Annotated in this window: 11 protein-coding genes; 6 read left to right on the top strand and 5 right to left on the bottom strand. The window is 42.5% G+C overall.

Annotated elements, in window-relative coordinates; translation table 11 throughout:
• Positions 1-26 precede the first annotated feature (26 nt).
• From RIG68_RS09010 to greB, 6 genes are all read left to right on the top strand, one after another.
• A complete protein-coding gene (locus RIG68_RS09010) occupies positions 27-1,040 on the top strand; it encodes a CBASS cGAMP-activated phospholipase (RefSeq protein ID WP_350121342.1) in 1,014 nt (337 codons plus the stop codon).
• Positions 1,041-1,043: 3 nt separating this feature from the next.
• The gene (locus RIG68_RS09015; RefSeq protein ID WP_350121345.1) at positions 1,044-2,054 is read left to right on the top strand and encodes a CBASS cGAMP synthase; all 1,011 of its coding nucleotides are present in this window, start codon (positions 1,044-1,046) and stop codon (positions 2,052-2,054) included.
• Complete coding sequence (locus RIG68_RS28900) at positions 2,055-2,483, top strand: type II CBASS E2 protein (protein ID WP_502880621.1); 429 nt, start codon at positions 2,055-2,057, stop codon at positions 2,481-2,483.
• Positions 2,480-3,445, top strand: a complete 966-nt coding sequence (locus tag RIG68_RS09020; protein WP_350121348.1) for a cyclic GMP-AMP synthase DncV-like nucleotidyltransferase — start codon at positions 2,480-2,482, stop codon at positions 3,443-3,445. Before RIG68_RS28900 ends, RIG68_RS09020 begins: the two co-directional genes overlap by 4 nt.
• Positions 3,446-4,188: 743 nt before the next feature.
• On the top strand, positions 4,189-5,856 hold the full coding sequence (locus tag RIG68_RS09025) for a hypothetical protein (RefSeq protein WP_350121351.1): 1,668 nt from the start codon (positions 4,189-4,191) through the stop codon (positions 5,854-5,856).
• A 132-nt stretch (positions 5,857-5,988) separates the two neighbouring features.
• Positions 5,989-6,504 carry a transcription elongation factor GreB gene (greB, locus tag RIG68_RS09030; protein WP_350121353.1) on the top strand — a complete coding sequence of 172 codons (516 nt, stop codon included), beginning with the start codon at positions 5,989-5,991 and terminating at the stop codon, positions 6,502-6,504.
• A gap of 94 nt (positions 6,505-6,598) precedes the next feature.
• Here greB and RIG68_RS09035 read toward each other — a convergent pair whose 3' ends face one another.
• The 5 genes from RIG68_RS09035 to RIG68_RS09055 form a co-directional block, all read right to left on the bottom strand.
• Complete coding sequence (locus RIG68_RS09035) at positions 6,599-7,180, bottom strand: hypothetical protein (RefSeq protein ID WP_350121356.1); 582 nt, start codon at positions 7,178-7,180, stop codon at positions 6,599-6,601.
• 95 nt (positions 7,181-7,275) lie between these two features.
• Positions 7,276-9,948, bottom strand: a complete 2,673-nt coding sequence (locus RIG68_RS09040) for an ABC transporter permease (RefSeq protein ID WP_350121359.1) — start codon at positions 9,946-9,948, stop codon at positions 7,276-7,278.
• Positions 9,945-10,280: a PadR family transcriptional regulator gene (locus tag RIG68_RS09045; protein WP_350121361.1), complete on the bottom strand. Its 336-nt coding sequence runs from the start codon at positions 10,278-10,280 to the stop codon at positions 9,945-9,947. The genes RIG68_RS09040 and RIG68_RS09045 overlap by 4 nt, the downstream gene beginning before the upstream one ends.
• Positions 10,281-10,650: 370 nt before the next feature.
• Positions 10,651-11,724 carry a WD40/YVTN/BNR-like repeat-containing protein gene (locus tag RIG68_RS09050; RefSeq protein WP_350121364.1) on the bottom strand — a complete coding sequence of 358 codons (1,074 nt, stop codon included), beginning with the start codon at positions 11,722-11,724 and terminating at the stop codon, positions 10,651-10,653.
• A 251-nt stretch (positions 11,725-11,975) separates the two neighbouring features.
• Entirely contained in the window at positions 11,976-13,043 is a 1,068-nt protein-coding gene (locus RIG68_RS09055; protein WP_350121366.1) for a Fic family protein, read from the bottom strand.
• Positions 13,044-13,050: the final 7 nt, after the last annotated feature.

Below are 13,050 nucleotides of genomic sequence, written 5' to 3' on the forward strand. Positions count from 1 at the left end.
ACAATTAGGCCGATTAAAATTAACACATGAATCAAAAACCATTCAAAATATTATCAATAGATGGAGGTGGGATAAAAGGCCTTTATAGTGCTTCCGTTCTGGCGCGACTGGAAGAAAAAGCTGGGGTAAAATCTGGTGATTGCTTCGATATGATCTGTGGCACATCAACAGGAGGTTTGATTGCATTGGGTTTAGCGAATGGAATGACTGCGGATGATTTAGTTAAACTGTATTTTGATAATGGTAAGGGGATTTTTCCTACTGCTGAAAATAGGCAATTCAGATGGCTTCAACGAAAGATTGTTCAGGTGGCTACTCAAACATTCTTCTGGGGGAAGTTCAGTAATAAAAATTTGAAAAAAATTCTTGAAAGGATCTTTGGGGATACAACCCTCGGACAACTACAAAACCTCGTGCTGATACCGAGTTTTAATCTCACTTCAGGCATGCCTCGAATATTTAAGTTCCCTCACAAAGAGGGAGACTTTTTTATGGATAAAAACATCAAGCTTGTGGATGCAGCTTTGGCAACATCTGCAGCCCCTACCTATTTTCCAATCCATAGTATTGATGACACACTATTCATAGATGGAGGCGTTTGGGCCAATAATCCTTCTTTATGTGGTCTCCTAGAGGCCATTAAGTATTTCGTTGGTGAAGGCAAGGAATATTCCCATGTGGAAATGCTTTCTGTAGCCAGTATTTCTCAGTCAAGTGGCTGGACTTCAGGAGTTCGAAAAGAAAGGTCATTTATTGGCTGGCGAGAGAAACTGATTCAAACTTCAATGGATGGTCAGGCATTTTTTACTCACTTCTTTCTGGATACTGCAATTCATCGGCTTGACCCCAATTCTCAGTATGTAAGAATAGAATCGCCAAAACTATCCCCCGATCAAATGAAGGTATTGGCTATGGATCGAGCAGATAGAAATGTATTGAGCACATTGAAATCACTTGGAAATCAAGATGGCTACACAGCTACCAACAATACCAAAGTCATGCAATTCTTCAATTCGTCAAAAACCTATAAAACTCAGTAAGCTATGTCAAACTGCCATAATCTTTTTCAAACCTTTAACGGGAATCTAAGCATAACCCAAACCAAAAAGTCTAAACTGATGACGTCTAGGGATACTTTACGTGACAAGATTCGAGAATATTTCAAAGAGAAACACCCAGATTATAAACCCAAATTTCGTGGACAAGGCTCCTATTCCATGGGAACAATGATCAGAACCAAAGAAGATACATGTGACCTTGATAATGGTGTTTATTTCTTTCCCAAACCCAAAGAAACCGCAACTACAATGCAGAATTGGATTTGGGATGCTGTAGAAGATGCAACCTCGGAAAAACCTCAACACAGATCAAAATGTATTAGAGTCATTTATAAAGGTGACTATCATATTGATCTGCCAGTTTATTACAAAGAAAGTGAGACCAATGATGCAGAAAACCCACATCTGGCGATAAAAAATACAGGATGGTCTAAGAGTGACCCAAAAGAATTTAAGGATTGGTTCAATAAGAAAAAGGATTCAAAAGGTCAACTTGTACGAACCGTTCGATACTTAAAATCATGGTGCGATAATAGGGCTAAAAAAATGCCAAATGGTCTAACAATGACGGTTCTTGCAAGCAATAAAATCAAATACAATGACCGAGATGACATTGCTCTGAGAAACACGCTCAAAGAAATTAGAAGCACTTTAAAATCGTCTTGGTCATGCGTTATGCCTACTACACCAAAGGACGATCTTCTTGAAAACTTTACAGGTGACAAGGATTATTTTTTTGATAAAATAGATGCCTTTATTGAGGATGCAGATAAGGCGATTGAAGAAAAAAATCAATTGAAGGCAAGTAAGCTCTGGCAAAAACATTTGGGATCATACTTTCCTGATGGAGAGGATAAAGATGTTGACAAACAAGCCAATTCATTAGCAGCCATTGCATCAAGCATTTTGGACAAACGAGCAAAAACTGACAGAGACGGAAAAATTCAAGAAGATCAAGGGGTTGGTCATAAACCACACAGAAATTACGGAGGTTAAATGGCTTTTCACAAAAAATATCGTCCAAATCCAATTGCAATTGTTAATGTCGAGAAAAAGCTCATTGAAAAGCACTACGATTTTCTAGACTGTAAGATTAACAATGGCAACCTTTACTGTTATGGTAATTATCAACCTACTGCCGAGTCAATTTCTTATTCCTACAGAATAAAATATGCTCCTTTGGGTAAGCCAATAGTTACGGTAACTAATCCTGTCATTGCATACAATGACGATATACATATGTATCCTCATAACAACAGTTTATGTCTCTACCATAAGACAGACCTTGTATGGGATTCTTCTCATCATTTGTACGATACCATTATACCCTGGACTCACGAGTGGTTCGTTTTTTACGAACTGTATCAGTTTACAGGTAAATGGTTACACCCTGAAGTTCAACATAAAAAAGGCGATAAGAAATGAATCCTTGGTTAATACGGCTTATAGTTCTTGGAATTGCCTACGTGGTTGGTAAGGAGGTCTTTAAATCTGACGAAAAATTCGAGATAACAGATGACTCCAATTGTGAAGACTTGTTCAAAAAGTTCAATCAAACTATTACCATCCATCCAGACAAAGTAGCCAACCTAAGACGTGCTCATAATACTATCCGTTCAAAGGTAACTATCTACTTCGAAAAATATACAAGTCTTCCAATCCCGAATTTCTACATACAGGGCTCTTATAAAATGGGTACTGTCATCGAAAACAGAAGCACAATTTGTGATGTCGATCTCGGTGTTTTCTTCCCTCAACACCCCAATATGTATGTCGAAACCATTCAAAATCATATTAAAAAAGCTCTCATAGGACATACTAGCAAAGGAGTGACAATTAAAACGAATTGTGTACGATTAAACTATGTTAGAGACTTTCACATTGATCTTCCTATCTACTACATAGATGGTTATTCGGGTAAAACATACTTTGGATCAAGAGGATATGAATGGGAACATTCAGAGCCGAAGGCTTTTATTGAATGGTTTAAAAAAGAGACCAGTAATAAGCCACAGCTAATTCGAATCATTCGCTACTTAAAAGCATGGTCTGATCACACGAAAGCAAAAACGGGGAAAAAGTTTCCAAGTGGGCTTGCATTGACTCTATGGACTATACAATGTTATGAAAAAGGCAGTCGTGATGATGTAGCATTCTTCAATACATCATCAGCGATAATGGAGTATTTACACAATAAGAAGACATGGAATGCAATTATGCCTGTTGCTCCAGGTGATGATGTAATGCATCGACTTACTTCATCTCAAAAAGAAGCATTTTATGACGAGATAGGTGAAATGGTTTCATTAGCGGCAGATGCTGTTAGTGCTCCTAACAAATTAAAAGCCACAACAAAGTGGCGGAAAATATTTGGTAATAGATTTTAGTCAAGGCATTTATTTAAACCGCACACATTTGCCATTCCCTCCCTTTCCCTCCTGCCCAAAAATGGCAAAAGAGTGCTACCAGCCGTGTCAAAATTGAGATAAGTGCACCTAAAAAAGAAGGCAGGCCTGCCCTGAAGAAAAAACTATTAACCCCCTACCTCAGGCCATATTAACATAACGCACAGGACATTATATGACAAAGGTTAACAAAGCCACAGATACTTACCAAGCTGTAGTGCGGAAAGAAAAACAATGCATAAATGCCGAATATCTCGTATCTTAAGTGGTAAGTAACAAAATTATCTTTCAGTAACCGAACAACAATGTTATGTCTAGACAAAGATGTAGTTGCGGAAATTTCTTAAGCTATTGTGCAACTTGCGGTAGGTATTATTGTCACAGTTGTCCTCCAGGTAAATGCGGGTGTTCGCCAACTTTCCCGCCAGGATGGCCCGGAACCAGATAGAAAAACGTTGGATACAGGGAAACCAGAGGCGACAAGTAACTATAGAACAGTAGATTTTTTTTCCTTGAGCACTTTTCAACGTCTTTCTAGTAGCAACGGAAATGAGAATGATACTTTGGGATCGAGTACGCCGACCTTATACAGCCTGACCGACTTGTCGGTAAAACAGTTGCCTAGGCTCTGCTCCCACGGTAGGTGCTGTGCTCAGGTGAGAAACTAGTGCTCAATTAAACCGCAGTCTTTCAAACATATTTGTCACTCTGATGATCGTCACTAGATGAAAGAATTATTAGAAGGAAATCTTGAGGAGATAATACACACAGGCTTCTTAAGACAAGGAAATCAATCAATACAGTTTATCAACGATGATGGCCAAATCGTAATTGAAAACTGCTCCATCAACTATTACTGCCGTTTGGATCAATTTGAAATTAATAATTCAATACGCTTTGAAAACTGTAAGCTTAACTCCATAACGCTGTCCGGAATATCAATGAATTCAAATCAACTTCATGTGAAGAAGTGTACCATTCAGGATATCAGCATTGATTCAACAACAGGTGTTGATAGCATTAGCATATCTGAAACCACCATTAAAACATTGCATTTTTTTGAATCGGAAATTAAGGCCATAGGGCTTTTTCATAATAGCATTAAAAAGCTAAGTATACATGGTTGTTATGTGAGGGAAGTTTTTTCAACATTGAGAAATACAATTGAGGAGATATTCTTTGCTGATTCTGTCATAGAATGTGATTTTACCTGCAACCAAGATATCGTTTTGAATTCATTAATTGTTGCATCAGGTAAGTTCAATGGCAATGTAGCGATTAGGTCAAAATTGGAATGTGAAATGACAATTCTAGGTGGGGCATTTACTAAAGAATTGCAGATACAATACGGTGTAGATTATTCTCAGGGAATTAAAATATTAACCGGCTTCTTTGAAAGTATAGTTGTGGACTCTAGTAAATATAGAATAATCAATATGTCTTGTAATTCTGATGATTCAGGAATCTTCGTAAACAAAATCGAATTAAGAAACATCGGGGATCAAAATGTAATTCTTGATAACTGCCAAGTTTTTAATCTTGGGATCGGAGGCCCTATCTATTCGAACGGAAAAATATCTTTTAAAGATGTGAACATTAAAAAGCTGTGGCTTGTCAATCTCATTAATAAAGGTAGCCTTACCTTCGGCAATATCCATTCAAGTCTGAAACTTGAGGACGAATATGGCACTGAAAAGCCTGTTCCTACTATCCATTTTATAAATTCTGATCTTGGTTCTTGCGGATTTTTCAATTTCAATTTTCGTGAATACGATAAAATATTTTGTGTTGATTCGAGGTTTTCTCAAGTTGTCCTTACCACCGTAAACTTCCCAATATCTAGTCAATCACATATTTTTACCTCTGCATCTGAAGAAATTGATCCCTATGCCTTAGAAAACATTTATAGTCAACTGTATCAAGCTGCACAGGACCAGGCTAATAGAAGTCAAGAAGTTATCTATTACAAGGAATATCTGGAATGGCATAGAAAGAATAAAGTTTCTCTACTAAAAGACTTAGGGTTTTTTAAAGTGATGAAGAGTGACTGGCAAACGCCAGCGTCTCTATGGTTACACAAGTTCTCTTCAAGTTATGGTACAAACTGGGCTCGTGCAGCCTTGCTTACATTTTTGTCTGCAATGATTATATATGGGTTGTTTTTAATATCTCATCACAACATCTATTTTGATCCAAACCCCGAAAACTGGTATTTAAACCATTCGGTTTTTGGTTCATTCTGGGAATTTATATTGCCAACTCATAGCTTCATTGAGTTTGATACACTCAAGCCTAGCTGGCTCTCCTATTTTTGGGATTTTGTGGGAAGGATCGTGACAGGTTTTCTTATTTATCAAATGATAACAGCATTTAGAAGGTTTGCGAAAAAGTGAAGTCTTATTAACCCCACTATCTTATGATGCTTGATCAACGAACTCTTATTTGGATAAGAAAAGAGTTCTGCAAGAACAGTCTATCCGTCATTATATTATCTTGCGAAAGTTGTCAAAGCAAGGTCATTTCTTATGAGGCGAAAAATCCCGGAATCAACGCTACCCAAACTCAATCGCTCACAAATGATTACTTCCGAGGGCTTGCAAAAACTAAGGGAAGAACATGATCACTTGTGGCGGGTTGAACGTCCGGACGTTACAGCAAAGGTTGCATGGGCCGCAAGTTTGGGAGATCGTTCAGAAAATGCCGATTACCATTACAACAAAAAACGTCTTCGGGAAATTGATAATCGCCTTCGTTATTTGCGTAAGTGTATTGATGATTTTAAAATTATTGACTACCACCCCAACCAGGAAGGAAAAGTGAATTTTGGCGCCTGGATAGAAATTAAAAACGAACAGAAAGGTCTTCAAAACCGTCTTCGCATTGTGGGTTACGAAGAGTTAATAGGTAACAAAGATTATATCTCTATGGACTCCCCAATGGCTAAAGCACTTCTTGGTAAAACTGTGGGAGACGAAGCCATCGTTAAAACCCAAATGGGTGATTTTGTATGGAAAATTCTTAAAATAGAGTATCGGAAGTAGTATAACCTAAATAGATCTCAGGCTATCTTTTACCCTATTATTTTTTAGTGACGCTGTGGCTGCTGGTATGGCGGCCGACCAGGTTTCCAGCCAATCACGAAAATGATTGTATCTTGTTCACCTCCATCCACCGCTCGATGCTCTCCCGTTCTGTTACTTCAAATGGAAGTTTATCTTCTATTTTTTGCTGTGCTCTTTGGATGGATTTATTGACCATCGGGTGGCTGATAGCCTCATCACTTTCCATTCCCAGTTTGGGTAACAGAGAGGCTAACCTTTCGCCACCAAAAAGTTTGAAGAAGGGGCTGTCGAGGGCGGCGTAAAATTCCAGGGAATGGGAAAGCTGTGCCGCCTTTGTCATCAAGCCCAGCCCACGGTTGCTCAGCGGGTAGATCTCCAGCACTATCACAGAGTAGTCCACAGGCCAGACGGTTTTGAGCAGCATTTCTGACTCGGCCAGCAGTACCTGGCTTCCGGAGGCAAGGTCATGTGAGTACGCTAGTTGGGCTGCGGTAAGGAGCTGCTCCGCTTCCTGGCGGGTATTGTTAAAGTGGTAGACCAGCAGGTACTTTCCTCCGTTATTCTTTAGCACATTGATAATATGCCTGTACTTATCAATTTCCGTGGCGTACACATGGTAATTGGGAAGCGGTTTTGTCTTGAAAAGTCCGAACATAAAAAGCAGGAATGGTGTGTGCTTCAAATTATTAACAAAAGCCCGGATTTGCCAATTTAGCGACGGCCTTCCCTAGGGAATCTTTCTGTGAATCCCTACTCATTCCTCAGCGCATCTGCCGGGTTTTGAACAACGGCACTGCGCATTTGCCAGCCAACCGTCAGTAGCCCGGCGAACAATACCAGTGCAAAGCCAGACAGTATTTCTACCAGGCCGATTTCTGCCCGATAGAGAAATTCGCTAAGGATAAAATGATCAACCAAATACACCGTTACCGGTACGGCCACAATGGCCGCCAGGATCAGCATGACGAGGAAGTTTTTTGATAGCAGCAGCATGAGATGACCGCTGGCTGCGCCGAGTACTTTGCGGATACAAATTTCCTTCATACGGGTTTCCACTGTGTACACCGCCATGCCCAGCAGTCCCAGGGTTGAAATGGAAATGGCCAGAAAAGCCAGGAAGGAAATGATCTTATAAGTAGATTGGTAGTCGCGGTAATTGATCGCGATCTGATCGTCGTAAAACTCTGCTTCGAAAGGGTGATTGGGGTCGATGGCCGTGAATGCCTCTTCCAGCTTTTGCAGCGTGCCGAAGATATCGTTTCCACCTATCTTCACTCCCAGCACGCCGTCTTCGGCTAACCGGTGCTGAATGAAGGCAAATTTCTTGTCGATTTCCCACACCAGCGACGTGGTGATGAAGTCCTCCACTACGCCAGTGATCATGAGTTGCCGGTTGTTGTACCACACATACCGGCCTATGGCCTCGTCGGGAGTTCCCAGCGCCAGTACCTTCAGAAATTCCTCATTGATAATGATCTGATTCGGCTCTTCGCCTCCTTCCGAAAGTGGTTGAAAGTTGGATCCGGCCAGCAGATTGAATCCGTGCATGTCGAGGTACTTGTGGTCTATTTCATTGACCAAAAACCTGATCTTTTGACTGCGGTCTTCTGGCTCAGCAGTGGCAAATACCGTAGAATAGCCGAGCGTTCTCTTCGACCGGGAAGTTTCTTCGACTCCCGGAATGGCCACATAGCTGTTTTCCAACTCATCCGCATAGGACCCTTTGACGCCAACATTTACAATGTTCCCGGTATCGTAGCCCAATTCGTAGTTCATGGCGTACTCATACTGGTTGCGTATCAAGACAGCGCACATGATCAGCCCTATAGACAGCATGAACTGGACGACGGTAAGCCCCCTTCTGAGGTAAATACCTGAAAAAACTTTGGTTTTGTCGCCCTGGCGAAAGGCCTGCAAGGCTTTCATTTTTGAAAGGAACAGGGCAGGCAAAAAGCCAGCGATACCGCCCGTAAGCAGAGCGAATAACAGGAACAGGATGATGTGTTTGTAGCCAATAGTTAAAAGGAACATGGTGCGATCCTGCGAGGTCGGATTGGGGAGGTTTAAAAAGCCGGGTCTCAGGATGAAAAACAGCAACAATCCCAAAACAAATGCAGCAAAAGAAATAAGGATAGCCTCTACTATAAACTGGGCAAAAATCTGACTTCGGGTGGCGCCGGTCACCTTCCTCACTCCTACCTCTTTGGTTCTCCTGAGTGACCTGGCGAGGGATAAATTGGCATAATTGAAACAGGCGGAAAAGAGCACAATACAGGTGAGCCCGATCATGAAATAGACCTTGCGCCGGGAAAATGAAGGCCCAGGTAGATTATGGTAGTTGTCGCTGGTGGCACACTCGCTCAATGCCTGCAAGCGGTGTGTAATGGGATCCTGCAAACCGGCGTTGAAGTCTTTCATGATGTTCCCCATGAGGGCTTCGGCTTCTTGCTGTGAGGTTTGTTCATTGAGCGTCAGGTAGACGAAGCTGCTGTGAAAATCGCCTGGGTTGGTTCTGAAGTCGGCTCCCCCACCCGGTGGCATGCCTGGTCTGGCCGCTGGTTGATAGGTGCTGAGCGATACCAGTACTTCAAACTGGATATGCGAATGGATCGGAGGATCTTCCAGCACGCCTGTAACAGTGCCCCGGACGGTGCCACTTCCCCTTCCTGCGTTGCCTGGTAGCTCCAGCGTTTGGCCTACCGGGTTTTCCTCTCCGAATAGTTTTGTTGCTACTGAAGCAGTCAACACGATCTGGTTGGGCTCGGAAAGGACAGATCGGGGATTTCCCTCCAGCAGATTGAAAGAGAAAACGTCAAAGAAGGACGGCGACGCATAGAAACCCGTTATCCGGACAAAATCGTTTTTGGTTTTCACTTCGGCCGACAAGCCCCTCCGCATAATGGCCACCTCTTCCACCCCCGGCACCTGTTTTTTGATCTCATCTGCCATGAAAACCGACGAGGTGGCCACCTGGTGCAGGTCGCCCATGAACACCTGGGCAGAGGTGATCCGGTAAATGCTGTCTTTCTTCTCGTGGAATTGGTCGAATGAATAAATCTCCGACAGAAACAGGATCATCAGTATGCCCACCGACATGCTAATGGCCAGGCCAGTGACGTTGATGGCTGAAAAAAGAGCATTGCGCTTGATGGTGCGCAGCGAAGTAATGAAATAATTTCTAAGCATACCGTAGTGGTTAAGTCGGGTGTCCCCTTCCCATTTTTTCATAAGAATGGGGCGCAAAAGCTTACATATGTCGACAACGTAGAGTCGTTTGGCCTTACTGATGCCGTAAGTGTCAATATTGTCGTAAAAGCGCTCCGCCATATCCCCCTCAATCTCTTCCAGGTAGTCATCCTTGACAAACCACCGCAGGAGACGTGCGGGCCACGACGGAGGCGATATATGCTTTGGATAGTTCATTGGGCGTGGTTCGGTTTCATTCCGGGCATTGCGTCCCATAGCCTGGCCCGGATTTCTTTCATTTCCTGCAATACCTGATGGGCATACGGAGTGGCCGAATAAATGCGTTTTCTTTTACCTCCCCTCTTTTGCGTGGCTTCCCCCCACTCTGCTGTGAGAAGTCCTTTTTCCTCCATTCGCTTCAACGCCGTTTGAATAGCCCCCATGCTTAATCGTTCGTTGAGGCGCTCTTCCAGCTCTCGTTGGATTTCATTACCATAGGCTTCCTGCTCCAGCACGATTACTGCCATTAATATCAGCTCCTGAAACTCTCCTAGTCTGCTCTTTTTCATGATTTACTTCTAATTGAAGTAAATATAATAATTATTTTATTCTAAATGAAGTAATAATACTTCATTGTATTATTAAGGCATCAAATTCTGTCATATTGGACCTCTACTAGTGTGGACGTTTCGTGTAGTGGAAATTGTGGCGTGCAATCTCAAGGTACCCCCTCCTTCCCCCCTCTCCACTCTTTACAAATAGCATTCAACCTTTTTGAGCTGACTATCTTCCTATCGAGTTTCAAATTAATCAGCCTTCAAAAAAAAAATTGCCCCATCTCTATGCTAATGGTTTTGGAGAACAGTAGTCTCAGGGAATCGTGTCTAACCTAATGTGATAGGTATCATGGCATTACCTTATTTCTATAAACAGCTTTCATTAACACCCCTCCTGTCCGGGTACGGCATAAACAACATCGCCGGAACCTGATAAACTGAAGACCTTTTCTCCTATAGAAGGACGCACCAGTTCCCATGTTTGCCCTTTGTCGGATGAGCGAAAAATGCCCCCTGGATGTCCACAAAAAAGATAGCAGCCGACCTGAACAATGGACGTAATGGAAAGGCTTGCCGGAAGGCCGGCATCAATGGCCTGCCATGTGAGGCCACCATCGTAGGATGTTCGCACCCTTCTGGTCTCCGAGGCTGTATTATAAGTAATAGCAGCAAAGCCCCCATTGATAGCCTCAACGGCGATGCCGACACCGCCCTCGCTGATCACCAAGTCCCAGGTTTCACCCTCATCGGTCGACCGTATGATCCCCTCCTGACTCGTGGCCATCAGTATGCCGTTTCGCTCTACCAACTTCATAGCCCAGCCTCCGGCTCGAACTTGTTTCCAGGTTTCGCCACCATTAGCAGACTTAAATAGACCTTTGTCGCAGCCAATGAAAACGGTGCCTCCATCGCTTTCAAATACGGTGCGTACTTGTTTCTCCGGAAAGTTGGTGTACATAGGCCACCATATACTTGTTGCGTTTTTTCTTTTTAGAAATTCGCCATTCCAATAGTTGTAGGTGTAAATCCCGGTCTTGCCAGGCGCTATGCTACTATTTTCATCGGCGAGCATCTCCTTTCTCCAAAATGGAACTGTTGAATTTGGTTCACTGCGATAGAGCCCGTTTTCTGTAGTCAAATAGAGCTCACCATTATTGGCAATGAAGCCACTACCTGCCTGCAAGTTTTCGGGCAACCCTTCGCTGATGTCCTGCCATGTTTGTCCGCCGTCGGTAGACTTAAAGACGATATTGGCAACTGCCGACTTATGGCTACGTGGTTTGTGCGTATCCTCTGTAACTGGAAGTGACGGCTGATATTCCAAAACCTCATTACAAGCAAAGCTGAGTGGAAAAAGGAGCAAAAGAGAAAGGTTGCGGATTTTCATGACGATAAATTGCTTTGGTGAAACAATGTCGTGAAGGTATTGGGCGCCAATGACCTGGCAGCTTTTCAATTGTAAAACGTTTGTAAAATGATTGTAAAAGCTCCCGGTAATACTCAGATGTGATGTGGGCGATGGCAACTGACAGCAGTGAATGGAGCCACGGTAAGGTTTGCGCTAGTCGTAAAGTGCAGGCCAAGGTTCCCATTTTAGAATACCTCATCGAACCACCTCAATTTCTTTACGTGTTCATTTTATGTGTAAAGAAAATGGCACTTTTCTTTACATGTTTTGATTACATGTAAAGAAAACATCATTTTTCTTTACATTTTGGCTACGCTCAGAAGCAGGTCAAACAAGGAAACATTGATGTAAAAGCTCTCTTTTCCAAACTTCTCTCGCTTCAGAATCTTTGTACGGCACATTTCCTCCAGGTACCTCGTAGCAGTAGGTCGGGAAACACCTAAATCTGCTATCACAAAATCGATCTTTGTATATGGATGCCTGAAAATGTTGTTCAACAAATCCTGGCTATAGATTTTAGGCAACTCAATGCGCATTTGCCTTTTACGCTCAAGCATTAGTTCTTTAATATTCTTTATCAAGGCTATGGTCTGACTAGCTGTTTGCTCTATCCCTTCAAGCATAAACAACACCCATTCTTCCCAAGAATCTTCACGCCTTGTTTTTTGAAGCAGCCTATAATAATCTCTTTTGTTTTGATTGATATACCTGCTTAAATAGAGGATTGGCATATTCAACAAGCCCTCTTTTACCAGATAGAGTATGTTAATGATCCTTCCAGTCCTACCATTGCCATCATAGAACGGGTGAATGCTTTCAAACTGATGATGGATCACTGCCATTTTCACCAAAGGATCCCAATCTGACCAGTCTGGTGAGTTCATAAATCCTTCCAAATTACCCATGAGCTCTTCAATCTCTCTTGGGTCTTGTGGCGGAGTGTAAACTACTTCTCCCGTTTGCTCATTTTTTAGCGCCGTGCCCGGAAGCTTCCTGTAGCCGGCATCGTTCTCCTCAATGGTGGCCTGAATTTTCCGTATGTTATTTTGTGTCAATATGCCGGCTACTTTGACGGTCTCATATCCGGCTGTCAATGCCTTCGCATAGAGATGCACCTCCTTTGAAGCCAGTGTCTTGAACTTATTGCTAGCAACATCAGACTGATAGAGTTCATCCTGTGTAGTGATAATATTCTCTATAGCTGAGCTGTCTTTTGCTTCCTGCAGCGCCAGCGTACTAATTAATATGCTCTCATTCGGGATGTTTCCTGCCACACCCTTCATTTCCGCCAATGCGGCACGGGCTTCCGCTACTTTTTTAAGTACAGCTTTGGTTTCCACCTCTGTATCTAATGGAAGTAGCTTCATTGTATTT

The organism is Imperialibacter sp. (assembly GCF_040222385.1).
In the GTDB taxonomy this organism is placed as follows: domain Bacteria; phylum Bacteroidota; class Bacteroidia; order Cytophagales; family Cyclobacteriaceae; genus Imperialibacter.